The following is a 14156-nucleotide window of genomic DNA, read 5'->3' as shown; positions in this document are numbered from 1 at the left end:
GTAAGGTGCAACAAAGGGCGTGCCTGTTCGCGTTTATCGGCGCCTTCCGCCCCCACCTCGTCCGCCTCCGCCTCGTCCGCCTCCGCCCCGATGCATCTGGCGTCCGCCACCGCCCCGGCTCATCTGGCGCTGGCCGCCACCCCGGCTATAGGCGCCGCGGTTCGAATGGTTGGTCGCAACCCTGCCGGGCCGCGGATTTCCCATCGCCGAAGGCTTGCGCGGACGATTGTCGGCGCGCGCAGCCGGCTTTTTCCTGGAGGACTTTTTCTGAGCGACTTTCTTCGCCGCGGGTTTGTTGGCCGCCGGTTTCGCCTTCCTGTGCTGGTCCGAGACTCGTTTTGCATCGGGCCGCTTCGTCCCCGACTTCGGCAGCTTGGCCTGCGGCCGGTCCTTCAAACCTTCGGCGACGTTCTTGCGGACATCCTTGCCCTTGAGGTCATGCGCCCGCGCCTGCTTGCCCTTGCCCGACTCCCGGCGGTCCTTGGCCTTGCTGGCAATGTTGTTGAAGTCCTTGCTCTTCAGGTTCTGCTTGAGCTTGTCGCGGTCGATGTTCGCGTTCTTGAGATTGATCTTGTCGCGGTCGATATTCTTGAGGTCGAGGTCCTTCAGCTTGTCGATGTCGATATTGTCGATGTCGATATTGTCGAAATCGACATCGATGTTGTCGCCGATATCGACGTCGAGATCCACGTCGCCGCCCCAGGTTCCCCAGTCGTCCCAGTCGACCACGGCGGCCCACATCGCACCGGTAGCAAGCGCGGCCCAGTAGGGCGCCGTGGGATAGTAGTAGGAGGGGTACGAGTCGTAGACGATCGGGTCGCCCGCTATGACGTAATCGGGCTCATACAGCATTTCGGGGGGGTAGGTCGGGATATAGACGGTCTGCGGATCGGCAGACCTGATCACGACCTTGTCGCCTTCGTTGACAACCTGCACCTGCTCCGTCGTCTTCAGGTAGTCCTTGGCGACCGCCTCGTCGCGCAACTGCTGGATGGCGACGAGCAGGTCCTTCTGCTGGTTGGCGGCCGCGGCCCCCAACTGCTCGGTCCACTCGAGATCGTCGTTCATCATCTTCACGATCTCGGGATAATTGAGCAGCGAGATCACGCTGCCATCCCATTTGTCGCTCGGCTCGAGGTCGGGAGACTTCGCCTTTTCGTCGAGAAAGCGGGCCGCCTGCACGATCTGCAACGGATAGAGCGACGCCGCGATGGTGAGCGCGACGAGATCGTCAGGATAAAGCGCGATCGGCGCGGTCAGAACCTTCAATTCGTCGAGCGTGAGAGGAGCAGGCTCCTCGGTGGCGGCGGCCGGTTCGCTGTCGACCGCCGGTCGGGAAGTGGGCGTGGGCGTTTGTGCGTAGGCTGGCGCACCCACCGCCGGCGAAAGCATCAGGAGGGCCGCAAGGCCGACTGAAACGAGGCCGAACCTGGAACAATGGGTCATCTGGCTGCTCCTACGGTAGCGATCGCCGAGCTATTTCTTTTGCACGGCGTCGAAAGTGTCGACGTAGCTCCGCTGCCCAACCGCGCGGACGGCTCGGCCTATATCGTCACAGCCAACGTCCTGGAGATTGGCGAAGGAGACACGCACGCTCCAGTTGGGAGCATCGAAACCCCCGCCATTGAGCAGCACGATCGAGTGGTCCTCCACCAGGCGATAGACCAGGTCCAGTGGATGAACGTTCTTCTTCAGCCACGTAACCATTTCCTCGCCTTGGTATTTGCGCAGCCAGAACTCGAAATCGAGGGTTCCGCAGTACGCCGCAGAATTCGCGTTGGGCTGAACATCCAGAGGCGGTCCTTGCGCGTCCGATCTGCATCGGTCGGGCATTCCGGCCGCGCCACCGCTGTCGGAGCCTTCGCGAATATGGCTTGCACTGGAAACCGTTTGCGCGGCATCGGTATGGTTTAACCGGTCACACGGGGTGAGCCGTCGCTTCAAGCTCGGAACAGAGCCAAACTCACTGGAAAATTGATGCGCCACAGGAACACCCCTTCAATGGCCCTCAACTCTCTATTGTCAAACTACTTTCTCGCGCAGTTTTTAGACACACCATAGTTAAAATAAGCTTTGAATTATCGTCCCTCCGCGCTCGCTCACGTCTGCTGTTAAAATGTAACCATAGTAGTAGTCTACGTCAAAAAAAATCGAGACTTCAATAACATAGCGATGCAGTTGTTCCATGATAACACCTTGAAATAAGGCACGCAAGGGTGTATTGTACGACTTCAAATTAACTGGCATTACAATCAGCGGTTTCATTAGACAATTTTCATACAATTTACGTTAGCGGCGGAAAGCAATCGGAGAACTTCTGGCCGCTTGTTCTAGTATTGAACCTGCAACAGGAGGGTATCGTGGTAGAATGGGTTCGTGAGCACGCTTCGCAGCTGTCCTGAAATCTTGACCTTCATGTCTCTAGCCATTTGCTATTATTTCTGCCCCTTTATGTATGAAGATCTCGGCTTAGGAGCGGTGACAGCGACCCCCATTGCAGCCGTCATCGTTAGGCAGCTTGGGATCACGATTTTTCCGTCGCTGAGGGCGCTGCTGGCGGGACTGGTTGTCGGGCATCTGCGTATGCGCTTCCCTCTCTTCGGTGGGGCCGGGACTGTACCTCGGGCACTACCTGCTCCGTATGAACCCCATACTGCTCCTGGGAGGACTGGCTGGGGCGCAGACCATGACCGCCGGCATGGCGGCGGTGCAGGACCGCTCGGGTAGTCCGGTTGCCGTCCTTGGCTATACGCCGGCGGTTCCGATCGGCCACATCCTGCTCACAACTTGGGGGACGGTGATCGTGGGCGTGATGGCGAACTGAAATCCGACCTGAGAAAGGGACTTCGGTGGCAGTAGGATTACCCGGCAAGCCCCGATCGCGGCAGTTGAGACGCAGCTTCTTTTATGCGCTCGTGCAGCAGCTTCGCGTGGTCTGGCCGATCTTCTCCGGCATCCTTCTCGCCATGGCGGGATGCGGGCTGATCATCGGGCGTATTGAAAATTGGCGCGTCGACGAAGCTCTGTACTTCACCTTCGTGACGGGTCTTACGATCGGCTACGGCGATTTCTCGCCGCAGCACCTTCTGACGCGGTCACTGGCGATAGCAATCGGTTTTGCCGGCATAGTGATGACAGGCCTCGTTGCGGCGGTCGCCGTGCAGGCGCTGAGGGCGGCTGAGCGCAATCTCCTGAATGAGGCTGGAAATGGGCCCCTTGATCAAAGAGATCCGTAGCAACGTCGTTCTCTGGCTTTTGGCGTTTGTTCCGGTGGTATTCGTCGTCCGGCAATTGGAGCCGGAAGCGCACACGCTGCTCTTTGTGCTCTCTGTGCTGGCGATTGTACCGCTGGCCACCTTGCTGAGCGCGGCTACCGAGTCGGTCGCGTCCAAGACGGGCGATACGGTCGGCGGGCTGCTGAATGCCACGTTGGGAAACCTGACGGAACTGGTCATTGCGCTGGCTGCGCTGCAAGCCGGCCAGTACACGTTGGTGAAGGCTTCTATCGCCGGAGCAATCGTCGCCAATACTCTGTTCATGTTGGGCGCTTCGTTCCTGCTAGGCGGTATCAAGTATCATGTGCAGGAGTACAACAGAGTCAGCGCCAGGCTGCAAACCAGCCTGCTGTTCCTCGCTACGATCGCGATGGTGACCCCGTCCATGGTGGCGCAAGTCGATTCCGTTGCCACGTCCGCGTTTACCCAGCAGTTGAGCGTTGGATTGTCGGTGCTGCTCATCGGCGCCTACGCGATGGGCCTGGTCTTCTCGCTGAAGACCCATCGAGAACTTTTCAGCGGAACAGCCCATGCGGAAGAAGGCGAAGCGTGGCCGATGGGCCTGGCTCTCGGAACGTTGGCAGCGGTGACATTGCTTGTTGCTCTGGTAAGCGAAGTGTTCGTCGAGTCGGTGCAGGAGGCTGCGGTCGCGTTCGGCATGACCCCCGCCTTCGTGGGTTTCATCGTCGTTGCGTTGGTGGGCGGTTCCGCCGAGATGGCGGCAGCGTTTGCCGGCGCGCGAAGGAACCGGCTGGACCTGAGCGTGGGCATCGCGCTTGGGGCCGCATCACAGATCGCGCTTTTCGTTGCCCCGATGATGGTGCTCCTCAGCTATGTCATCGGCCCTGCTCCGATGGACCTGCTGTTCTGGCCGGGCGCGGTCGTCATGGTGCTTATCGCGACGATAACGGCATTTCTGATGACCAATAACGGACGTTCCGCATGGTTCGTCGGAGTGCTGCTGCTGATGGTCTATCTGATCTTCGCCATGACGATCTACCTTCTACCGCCGCAAATCTAGGAAGCTAGGCTGGAGCTCGTTGGAAGGTTGGTAATGGACTCAGACGTTTCGCCTCCTCTCGTCCATCCTCGTCAGGATCTCACCCGCGTGACGCTGGCGGTGCTGTTCATCGGCAGTCTTCTCATCGCCAGCGTCTGGGTGATGCAGCCGTTTCTGCCGGCGATCGTATGGGCCACGACGTTGGTGCTTGCCACCTGGCCGCTCATGCTCTGGTTGCAGCGCCATACCGGCAATCGCCGCGGCCTTGCCGTCCTGATCATGACACTGACCTTGCTGCTGCTTGTGATCGTGCCCTTTTGGCTGGCGCTCAGCACGGTCATCGCGAACATCGACAAGGTTGGCGACCTGGTCCGGACTATCCTGTCGATGCGACTGCCACCGCCACCCAGCTGGCTGGAGGGAGTGCCCCTGGTTGGAGCACGCGCTGCCGAAGGATGGCAGAAACTGAACTCGGCGGGCGCTCAGGAACTGGTCCAAAGACTGACCCCTTATGCCGGAACGCTGACCTACTGGTTCGCGTCAGCCACCGGAAATTTGGGTGGCATGTTCATACATTTCCTGCTGACGACCGCGATTGCCGCGATCATGTATTCGGGCGGTGAACGGGCCGCCGCCACCGCAATTCTCTTCGGTCGCCGGCTGGGCGGCGTTCGTGGAGAGACCGCGGTAAAGCTAGCCGGCCAGGCGATCCGAAGTGTGGCCTTAGGCGTGGTGGTTACCGCCGTTGCGCAAAGCGCTGTAGCGGGTATCGGGCTGGCCGTGGCCGGCGTGCCCTATGCCGCCGTGCTCATGGCATTGATCTTCATTTTGTGTCTGATCCAGCTCGGTCCGGTCCTGGTAATGGCTCCGGCAGTGATCTGGATGTATTATTCGGGCGACACGCTTTGGGCGACGGTGTTGCTGGCCTTTACCATCGTCGCCGCGACAATGGATCAATTTATTCGCCCTGTTCTCATCCGCAGAGGCGCCGACTTGCCTATGCTGCTTATCCTGGCCGGGGTCATCGGCGGCCTGGTAGCGTTTGGCATATTGGGCATTTTCATTGGCCCTACGGTGCTCGCGGTCGCCTACACGCTGCTCAATGCGTGGATGGCGGATGGCGATGATAGAGAACCTCCTGGGGAAACGCGATGAAGCCGGCACGCGTTGCTGCTTTTAAGCTAGGCGGCAGCGCCGCGAGCCAAATCGGCTAGTAGGGTGGACTCAATGCGCACGCCCGGCAGTTCACCCTCCAAGCGCTATAGTCGTAACTACCAAGACGCTACCGATTGCCGCCATGGCCAGAGCCATCGGCCAAGGGCTTCTGCCCATATATTTGCCGAGCCGTGCGCCGATCAAAAACAGCATGGCGACGGCTACCGCGTTCGACGCGCGCATCGCCGTCGGCAGATCGTCGATGAACAGGAACGGCATGCTGGGTGGAAGCGTCGATAGGATGACCAGCAAGCAGATTGAAACTGCAGCTCTGACATCCCGAATGTTCACAATGCGCCGATTGTCGGATGCTGGAAGAGATCTGATGCGCGTGACGATACTTTCGGCGTCGGCCTCGGATGTGACCAGGCGGACGTCCTTCGGCAACTCGGAGAGGAAGACGCGCCGCGCCTCTGCCAGGGGCATCACGCGGATGGCCTCAAAGAAATTTAGGCGCTTCACCCGCTCCACAGCTGTCGTCAAGGCAAACATGACGCCGTCGACAATTCCCCAAGCGAGGTTGCAGCCCAGGGCAGCCATCAGCACGGCCCCCACCTTGTCGCCTTCGCCAACCGCGACGCTCATGGTGCCTGTGAAGGAAAGCGCCATCAATAGTCCGAAAATTACCTCCGACAGACGGTCGATGGGGTCGAGCACGGGTCTAACGGGATCGGGACCGTTCATGGCAGGACAACCGGCACATGACAACACTTGAGCAATCGCACCTTACAGCAAGCGATTTCCGTTTGGAGTCTAATTCCGCTTGCCGAGTTCCCGTGCTTTTGGCAGAGGCGAACGAGTGGCTCCGCTTCAGCATGATGGCGCGGCGGTGTAGAACCTGTCCCATAGCGCATCCTTTGATTCGGATGGCAATGATGCCCATTAAAGTCCGGGATCAAACACCTAGCTACTACCTCGTCGCGACGGACGACCGCATGATCCCGTCGTCCGTGAAGAACTCGGAACACATTGAATCAGTGTGATATTCCGCCTTCATTTTGTGTTTGATTTTGCCGGAAATCGTGGCTTTGAGCTGCGATTTCCGGCAAAATGATTGGTGCCTGCGTTGCGTGATTCGAGGCGATGACAAGCAACGCAAGGAGCGAAGGATGCGTCCAAAGGAACGGCGCGATAGCGGCCAGGCGGACCTGTTGCAATCGCGGCTCGATCAGATCGTCAACATGGATCACGCGCTGGTGAAGCTGGCCAAGACGATCGACTGGCGCTTCCTGGAAGAGCGGCTCGGCGAGGTCTACGACGACGACCCCGGCCGGCCGCCACTGCCGACACGGTTGATGGCGGGACTGGCCATTCTCAAGTCGATGCACAACCTGTCGGACGAGGGCCTGTGTGAGCGCTGGCTGGAGAACCCCTATTACCAGCTGTTCTGCGGCGAGGAGTTCTTCCAGCACCGCTTGCCCTTCGACCGCACGTCGCTGACGCGCTGGCGCCTGCGCATGGGCGAAGAGCGGCTCATGGCGCTGCTCCAGGAGAGCCTGGCGGCGGCGACGCGGCTGGGGGCGGCCAAGCCAGCGGACTTCCGCGCGGTGATCGTCGACACCACCGTGCAGGAGAAGGCGATCACCTTCCCGACCGACGCCAAGCTGATGCATCGTGCCCGCGAACGGCTGGTCAAGCTGGCCAGGAAGCATGGCATTGCCCTGCGCCAGTCCTATGCGAGGGTCGGCAAGTTCGCGCTGATCAAGCATCAGCGCTATGCCCACGCCAAGCAGTTCAAGCGGGCCAACCGGCAGTTGAAGCGGCTGCGCACCATGCTGGGAGCGGTGATCCGCGACATCACCCGAAAGATCGGCGGCCGGCCGGGCTGATGCAGCTCTTCGGTCTGCCGCTGTCGCTGGCCCGGCGTGCCAGGGACCAGCGCCAGCGCGAACGGGGCAGGAAGGTCTATTCCCTGCACGCTCCCGAGGTCGAGTGCATCGGCAAGGGCAAGGCGCACAAGCCCTATGAGTTCGGCGTCAAGGTCTCCGTCGCCACCACGCTGCAGCGCAGCCGCGGCGGCCAGTTCGTCGCTCACGTCAAGGCGATGCCCGGCAATCCCTATGACGGCCACACGCTGGCCACCGTCATTCCCGCGATCGAGACCTCGATCGGAGCCAACCTCACCAAGATCGTCGCCGATGCCGGCTACCGCGGCCACAACGCCCCGAAGGACAAGACGTTCAAGGTCCATGTCGCCGGCTACAAGCGCGGCCTCACCAAGGCCGTCAAACGGGCGCTGCGACGCCGGGCCGCCGTCGAACCCGTCATCGGCCATCTCAAGAACGACCACCGCATGGGGCGCAACTTCCTGGCCTTCTCCGAAGGCGACGCCAACAACGCCGTGCTCGCCGCCGTCGGCCTGGAGACGGTAGAGAAGGTTACCGGCAAACCTGCAGCCTAGGTCCAATGACACAATACAGGGCCGGTGAATTAACATCGCGCCGGACTCCGCGCGTGGCTTTGGGGTTGGTCTTCGACAGCGTGGCCATACTCTTCGGCACAACCACCAATTTCGTAATAGAACGCACCGAAGGCCTTCAGAGCATCGAACTGGGTGGAGCCGCTGCTAGGTCCGATACAGGCCACGCTCATAGACGGCGTCGCCGTTGAAATCGAAGGCGGCGCATTCGCTACAATGGCATCAATACGCCCGGAAGATCGTGTCGCAGCATGGACCGCCCCGAAGAGCCCGCGTGCCACCGGCCCTATCTTGGTCTCCCAAGCCAAGGAAACCTTCCGTGCAACGTCACTATCGCTACGACCATTTGGGTCTCTTCGAGCGATGGTCTAGAATACGAAGTGTTCCGCGCAGGAGGGACGAAGATGAAAGTCGGCATTGTCGGAGCTGGGATGGTGGGCAGTGCGGCTGCATATGCACTTGGCCTGCGCGGGGTGGCTAGCGAGGTTGTGCTGGTTGATTTGGATTCGGCTTTGGCCGAGGCACACGCTCTGGATATCGCCCATGCTCTCCCGTTTGCCTCCGGCACGTCGATTGCGAGCGGGGACTACGACCGGCTTCGAAATGCAGGAATAGTCATCATTGCAGCGGGGTCCGCGCAGCGCCCCGGTGAGACAAGGACTGACCTTCTCGGACGGAACGCCGCAATCTTTCGAGATATCATCGGCGAAATCATGCGCGTTTGTCCCGATGTGATCCTTTTGGTCGCATCGAACCCGGTCGACATAATGACCCAGATCACACAGGTGATTTCAGGCCTGCCGGCAGGCCGCGTGATTGGATCAGGCACTATCCTTGATACAGCGCGGTTTCGCAGTTTGCTGGGAGCGCATCTCCACGTCTCGCCTCGCTCCATCCACGCATATGTGCTCGGAGAACATGGCGACAGCCAAGTACTGGCTTGGTCCAGCGCCCGCGCAGGAGCGGTTCCGATTGCGACCTTCGCTACACAGGTCGGAGCCCCGATCACAGACTCAGTCCGAGCAGAGATCGACGACAGGACCAGAAATGCTGCCTATACAATTATCCGGGGAAAGGGATCCACCTACTACGGCATCGCAGCCGGCCTCGCTCGGCTCATCGGCGCGATAAGGCAAGATGAGCAGGCGGTCTTCTCTGTTTCGATCGTTACCGAGAACACGGAGGGGGTTCAGGATGTTGCGCTGTCAATTCCTCGGATCGTGGGGCGCGAAGGGGTGACCGCCGATCTCTATCCTGAACTCGATGCACAGGAGCGCGCGGCGCTCCACCGAAGCGCTTCGGTTTTGCGGGGACTGTTCGAGTCGGTGCCCCTCTAGAAATTGGAGGCCGGCCTGATTTGCCATCGGTGCCGATCGGATTTGACGCTAATGCCGGAAGCGCTCGGCGCTGAGTTGTAGGCAGGACCGATCTTTCCCGGCTGGTCGGTCCTCAACGATATCGGCTGGCGTTTCTCTGCCCTCGGGGCTCGCTAAACCCCTGCGGAAGGTAACGTCGGTGGACCTGGGCCGCCAACTCAACGATCAATCGTGGCCACTAACCGATTAACACGCGAACCTCGTGTGTCAGGTCTTCGTCTGTGAGGGGAACATTTCCGTTTGGCAAAAGGACCCCATCCATCATCACCGAGCGTACTCCTCGGCCAGCCCCGGACGAATTGTCAAAGCGAATCTCATAAGTCGCACGACCGTGCCGATAGGTGATTTCATAGTCCGACCAGCTTGCGGGAACACATGGCTGGAACAGGAGGAACTGACCTTCACGTCGAAGGCCAAGAATAGCCTCCAGCCCTGCTCGATATAACCAGCTGGCTGAACCCGTGTACCATGTCCAACCACCACGTCCCGTATGCGGCGGCGCGCCATACACGTCGGCGCTGACCACATATGGCTCTACCATGTAGCGTTCGACCTGATCTCTCGTCGCTCCGTGGCAAATCGGATTGATCAAGTTCCACAGATGCATGGCGCGATCACCATCGCCCTGCAAGGCTGTGGCCCAAACAACCCACGCGGCTGCATGGGTGTACTGGCCGCCATTCTCGCGGATACCGGGAACATAACCCTTGATGTAGCCAGGTTGCAGTGGGCCATTGTCAAATGGGGGCTCGAATAGCGCAATCAGCTTGTCCTCCTGTCGCACAAGCCTTTCGTGAACCGCGTGCATTGCCGTTGAAGCACGTTCCACATCGGCCTCGCCGGAAATGACAGCCCAAGCCTGTGGAATGGCATCGATCTGACATTCATCGTTGAGCGACGACCCGAGCGGAGTGCCATCGTCGAAATAGGCTCGGCGATACCAAGTACCGTCCCAGGCGTTGGCTTCCAAGGCCACGCGCAAGGTTTCGGCTCTTTCGCGGCACCACGCGGCGCAGCTCTCATCCCCACGAGCGGCCGAAATCGTGGCAAACGACTTCAGGACTGTAAGAAAGAACCACCCGTTCCAGACGCTTTCACCCCTGCCCTCCGCGCCGACCTTGTTCATGCCGTCGTTCCAGTCGCCCGTTCCCATGAGCGGCAAGCCGTGGCGGCCTAGACGGAACCCGTGTTCCAGGGCTCGAATGCAGTGCTCATAGATTGCAGCGATTTGTTCGCTGGTGTCCGGCCGGTTGAAGTCCTCGTCCTGGTCCTTCTTCAGGAGGGGGGACCTAATGAACGGAATCTGCTCATCGAGCAAACCGATGTCGCCGGTTGTCGAAACATAGTGGTGAACGACAAAGGGAAGGAAATATAGATCGTCGGTCATGCGTGTGCGCACGCCAATGCCGGACGGAGGATGCCACCAGTGCTGAACGTCACCTTCCTCAAACTGCCGTGCCGCCGCTCGCAGGATGTGTGAGCGGGTTTCGTTCGGCGCGCAGTGGACCAACGCCATGACGTCCTGAAGTTGGTCGCGAAAGCCGTACGCGCCCCCCGACTGGTAAAAGCCAGAGCGCGCCCAAACGCGACAAGACAGGACCTGATAAAGCAGCCACCGGTTCATCATCAGATTGAAGCCAATGTCCGGCGTTGAGACCTGCGTTGCATTTAGGATGTCGTCCCACTGACGAGATAAAGCGGCGAAACTTTCGCGAGCGCGGTCGACGTCTGCATGTTCGCGAACAAGTCGGCGGACCTGCTCGAGGCCGGCAGCTTGTCCAAGAACAAAAATAACGTCCTTGGTGTCGCCAGGCTCTAACAAAATGTCCACCATCAGCGCGGCGCAGGGATCTTCCAGGGTTCCGAATCTTTCTGCCAGACTGGTCCGCTGCAATGCAGCGGGCCGAGACACCGAGCCGTATTTGCCAAGAAACTCCGCGCGATCGGAAGTGGCTGAACTCGCAACCTGACTGGCGGCCACGAACGCCAGTTTCCCGGCAAAATCACCGCCCCATGCGTTGTGCGCCACGATGGCTCCCGATTCGACATCGCGTTCGCAGACGACTTGCATCGCAGCGTCTTCACGATGTGTCCCCAGAACCCACTCGGCGAAATATGTTGCCGATATTTGGCGAGGTCGAGAGTCATCGTTCGTCAATTCGAGATGCACGATCTTGATCTCACCGTTAGGCGGGACATACACCGTCAACTTGTGATCCAAAGCTCGGCTGATACTTTCATACCGGCTGTAGCCTTGGCCATGGTGAACGGTCACGACGGCTCGATGTCCCAGTGGCAAGGGCGTTGGCGTCCAGATCTCTCCGGTTTCTTCGTCCCGCAAGTAGACGACCTCACCAGGTGTATCTGAAACCGGGTCATTCGACCAAGGCGTCAGCCGGTTCATCTGGCTGTTGCCCGACCAAGTGTACCCAAGCCCGGCTTCAGTCGTCAGGCAGCCAAGACTCGGGTTTGCGATGACGTTGCTCCAAGGCGCCGGCGGCAGGGACGGCGCTTGCGAATTGACGCCGTCGACCACAATGACGTACTCGCGCCCGTCAGGGGCGAAGCCCCCGAAACCGTTCCAATACAACAAATCCTTGGGCGGGATCGCAGCAGGGCGCGTGAGTGTCTCGCCCGCTCGAGCCGCGGATATTCGACCCGGAGGCGTTTCAACTTCAACTGCGTATGGTCGATCAAGCTGATTGGCCAGTGAACCAGAGTTGCTTGAAAGGATGACGCGCGCAGCGGCGGCGATCGCTGTGATTTGATCGTCTGAGGCCGTGCCCGCCGACAAGACGAAGATTCCTCCTGGTTTGCCTAGCGTTTCGGCTGCCTTTCCGGCTTGCAGTCTCTTGACCAATTGCTTTGCGCTACTGGCGCCGCGTGTATCAAGCAACACAAGGTCAAATTGCAAACCTCTGCGGCGGATAAACCCGTGCCCCTTTGTCACTTCGCGAACGAGCGTCTTATCCCCGTTGCCTTCGATGCGAACCAGCACGATCGGAAGGTCACCGGATATCCCGTGCGACCAAAGAGCTGCGCGATCGAAGAAGTAATTTTTCTTGAACGCCGTCGCCTGCCGCAAAGCCGGATTTGCAAATGCGATACTTCCAACCAGGCGATTAAACAAAGAGACCTTGTCGAGAGTCAGCTTTAGGTCGTGAAGCTCAGCTTGATAAGTTTCCGATGCCTCGCGGAACGTCTTATCGACGGCATCGATACTTGAGAATCGCTCTGCGATCGCGCGGACCGCCTGATGGTTGTCGCCGGCGCCCGTCACAAAGGCTACGCGCGCCGTATCACCCGCTTCCAGATGGACCGTCCTTCGCAGGCAGAAGACGGGATCGAGAACCGGGCCGGTCGTGCCGGATAGAGCTGCCCCCGCGTCAAATATGGTGGGATTTTCTGCCGTGCGGCCGCGTCCAAGGAATTTGCGTCGATCAGTCTCATACTCGACCACTTGGCCGACCTGTTGACTCGACGACGAAACATGAACCGCCCAGATCGGTTTTTCTTTCGCATCGCGCGGCCTGCGACGCGCAAACAAGGCGCCGGTCGCCTCGTCGTACTGCGTTTCCACGAAGAGCTTGGCAAACGTCGGATGTGCTCTGTCCGCGCGGCGATTGTTCAGACAGACCTCGGAATAGCTGGTTAGTTCGAGGGTTCGTGCCTTCCTGCCATGGTTGACAATCGTAAGTGCCCGCACTTCTGCGTCGACATCTGGTGCGACGCATACTTTCCAGTAAATTTCGATGTCTTCGGCTCGACAGCGAAACTCGGCCCTGTCTCCATGAAACGTATGCGTGTAGATATTATGAGGTCGGAAAAGAGGTTGCTTGCCGATGGACCATGGAGTGTTGTCCGTCTGGTCTCGGACGTAGCAAAACTGGCCCCAACAATCGCGGGTGACATCCTCTCGCCACCGGGTAACGTCAAGGTCCTTCCATGTGCCCCAACCGGCTCCTGTAGCAGTGAGCATGACACTGTAGCGACCGTTAGAGAGCAAAGCGACGGTGGGGGCCGGATCCATCGATTCAGGAGCGCTACTGTGTCTCGTCGGCTCGGGCGCGCTATCGCCGTGAATTGATTTTGCCATCAACGTTTTCCCACTCAAACGACGACACCGGCTTCGAAGGCAATCGTCACTGCAACCACCGCCGACAACTTTCCCGCGGCCTAGTCGGCGACATGTCCATTCCAGATCCTTACTGCGGGTATCTCCCGATAGTAAGTGAGAACGCTCCACGTACCGGTATTCAGAAGAAAATGTTGTCCGGCTCGCGGTGGAAGCCCGATCCAACGCGCCGCAAGCACGCGCAGTACGTGCCCATGCGCGAACAGAGCAACGTCGCCGTTCGCAGCCCGCGCCCGCGTCACGACTTGATCCACACGCGCGCCAACTTGCCTCGGCGTCTCGCCCCCCGGGCATCCATCCCGGAAAATCAACCAGCCCGGTCTTTTCGCCTGGATTTGCTGGGGCGTCAGCCCCTCGTATTCGCCGTAGTCCCACTCGATCAAGCTTGGGTCGACGATGGCGCCGGCGCCGAGACCCACCAACTCACAAGTCTCCCGTGCGCGCTGTAGTGGGCTTACGAGAACGAGCGCGAACGTCTGCCGCGCCAACACCGGACGCGTCCGTTCTGCCTGTCGTCGTCCGTTGTCGGTCAAGGGGAGATCTGTTGTACCTGTGTGTTGCCCGCTCAGGCTCCACTCGGTCTCCCCATGCCTGATCACGAATACGTTCACGTCCAGCTCTCCTGGCTTAGACGCTGTCAGCCGCCGTCGATCGCAGCGCTCCCAAGGCCGTTGCTTGTCCCGACACTCCGCCCGCGATTTCGGTCAGGTCGCCGCCGTGTAATGCGATGTACCCC

Annotated in this window: 10 protein-coding genes and 1 pseudogene; 6 read left to right on the top strand and 5 right to left on the bottom strand. The window is 59.7% G+C overall.

Annotated features, from left to right (window positions below):
- Nucleotides 1-33: 33 nt before the first annotated feature.
- Complete coding sequence (locus AC0L3I_RS17395) at nt 34-1446, bottom strand: DUF3300 domain-containing protein (protein WP_473527696.1); 1413 nt, start codon at nt 1444-1446, stop codon at nt 34-36.
- Nucleotides 1447-1476: 30 nt separating this feature from the next.
- A complete protein-coding gene (locus AC0L3I_RS17390) occupies nt 1477-1986 on the bottom strand; it encodes a hypothetical protein (RefSeq protein ID WP_473527695.1) in 510 nt (169 codons plus the stop codon).
- Between the two features lie 616 nt (nt 1987-2602).
- On the opposite strand from AC0L3I_RS17390, the gene AC0L3I_RS17385 reads away from it, so the two are divergent.
- From AC0L3I_RS17385 to ydiK, 4 genes are all read left to right on the top strand, one after another.
- The gene (locus AC0L3I_RS17385; protein WP_287064241.1) at nt 2603-2824 is read left to right on the top strand and encodes an aspartate-alanine antiporter-like transporter; all 222 of its coding nucleotides are present in this window, start codon (nt 2603-2605) and stop codon (nt 2822-2824) included.
- A 64-nt stretch (nt 2825-2888) separates the two neighbouring features.
- Nucleotides 2889-3236 carry a potassium channel family protein gene (locus tag AC0L3I_RS17380; RefSeq protein WP_473527694.1) on the top strand — a complete coding sequence of 116 codons (348 nt, stop codon included), beginning with the start codon at nt 2889-2891 and terminating at the stop codon, nt 3234-3236.
- The gene (cax, locus tag AC0L3I_RS17375; protein WP_473527693.1) at nt 3208-4296 is read left to right on the top strand and encodes a calcium/proton exchanger; all 1089 of its coding nucleotides are present in this window, start codon (nt 3208-3210) and stop codon (nt 4294-4296) included. Before AC0L3I_RS17380 ends, cax begins: the two co-directional genes overlap by 29 nt.
- A gap of 33 nt (nt 4297-4329) precedes the next feature.
- Nucleotides 4330-5430, top strand: coding sequence for an AI-2E family transporter YdiK (gene ydiK, locus AC0L3I_RS17370; protein WP_473527692.1), 1101 nt, complete (start codon nt 4330-4332; stop codon nt 5428-5430).
- 90 nt (nt 5431-5520) lie between these two features.
- Here ydiK and AC0L3I_RS17365 read toward each other — a convergent pair whose 3' ends face one another.
- Nucleotides 5521-6174: a VIT1/CCC1 transporter family protein gene (locus AC0L3I_RS17365; protein WP_123149732.1), complete on the bottom strand. Its 654-nt coding sequence runs from the start codon at nt 6172-6174 to the stop codon at nt 5521-5523.
- 425 nt (nt 6175-6599) lie between these two features.
- Between AC0L3I_RS17365 and AC0L3I_RS17360 the strand changes: the two are divergent.
- Nucleotides 6600-7849, top strand: a pseudogene (locus tag AC0L3I_RS17360) (IS5 family transposase); the annotation flags it as partial.
- Nucleotides 7850-8313: 464 nt separating this feature from the next.
- Nucleotides 8314-9246 carry an L-lactate dehydrogenase gene (locus AC0L3I_RS17355; protein WP_473527691.1) on the top strand — a complete coding sequence of 311 codons (933 nt, stop codon included), beginning with the start codon at nt 8314-8316 and terminating at the stop codon, nt 9244-9246.
- A gap of 217 nt (nt 9247-9463) precedes the next feature.
- On the opposite strand, the gene AC0L3I_RS17350 is transcribed toward AC0L3I_RS17355, so the two are convergent.
- Both AC0L3I_RS17350 and AC0L3I_RS17345 read right to left on the bottom strand, forming a co-directional pair.
- Complete coding sequence (locus AC0L3I_RS17350) at nt 9464-13381, bottom strand: GH36-type glycosyl hydrolase domain-containing protein (RefSeq protein ID WP_473527690.1); 3918 nt, start codon at nt 13379-13381, stop codon at nt 9464-9466.
- A gap of 80 nt (nt 13382-13461) precedes the next feature.
- Complete coding sequence (locus tag AC0L3I_RS17345; RefSeq protein WP_473527689.1) at nt 13462-14031, bottom strand: histidine phosphatase family protein; 570 nt, start codon at nt 14029-14031, stop codon at nt 13462-13464.
- Nucleotides 14032-14156: the final 125 nt, after the last annotated feature.

Source organism: Mesorhizobium sp. WSM4840 (assembly GCF_055811755.1).
Note: the sequence above shows the minus strand (reverse complement) of the source record. Positions and strands in the feature narration are given on the sequence as shown.